Origin of the sequence: Acetomicrobium sp. S15 = DSM 107314 (assembly GCF_016125955.1) — a bacterium.
Classification (GTDB): Bacteria; Synergistota; Synergistia; order Synergistales; family Thermosynergistaceae; genus Thermosynergistes; species Thermosynergistes pyruvativorans.
This window is the reverse complement of sequence record NZ_JADEVE010000179.1, coordinates 1-505: the sequence shown is the minus strand read 5'-3', so window position 1 is coordinate 505 and position 505 is coordinate 1. Positions and strand designations below refer to the sequence as shown.

The following is a 505-nucleotide window of genomic DNA, read 5'->3' as shown; positions in this document are numbered from 1 at the left end:
GGGACGAACAGGAAAGGACATCTAAACCTTTAACCCCCATAATACCCGTTGTGATATACCACGGAATGCACCCTGGGAATATTCCCACTGCATTTTTTAGCCAATTTGAAGGACTAAAGGAACCCATAAAGCTATACATGCCCGAACCCGTATTTCGATTCTCCGCCCAATATTAATTCTTTCATTATATTAAATCCATCAATTAATATCTCTGCTTTGTCGGATATTATTACTGTTTTATCACCTATTTTAGCATTTTCTCTCAAATAGCTATTCATTGCATAAATTGCAAGTAAGGTTTTGACTCTTACCCAAGGCACACCGGAGATACGTTCTCCTTTTTCAATGCGAAGCAGAGCTTCCGGGATGGTCATTTATGCTATGTGCGAAGGTCGAGTTTCCGTGGCGGCTCTCTTTTTGGCAGGGGTAATACCCGGTATTTTGGTAGGTTTGACGCAGATGGTGGTGGCATATTTTATTTCGATTAAGAAGGGTTATTCAGCTA

General features: G+C 40.8%; 2 protein-coding genes. One reads left to right on the top strand and one right to left on the bottom strand.

Annotated elements, in window-relative coordinates; genetic code table 11:
- Window positions 1-131 precede the first annotated feature (131 nt).
- On the bottom strand, window positions 132-320 hold the full coding sequence (locus EZM41_RS04700; RefSeq protein WP_198469985.1) for a hypothetical protein: 189 nt from the start codon (window positions 318-320) through the stop codon (window positions 132-134).
- Window positions 321-345: 25 nt separating this feature from the next.
- Here EZM41_RS04700 and EZM41_RS14315 point away from each other — a divergent pair.
- The coding region (locus tag EZM41_RS14315) for a TRAP transporter large permease subunit (protein ID WP_198469984.1) at window positions 346-505 on the top strand (160 nt) is incomplete at its 3' end.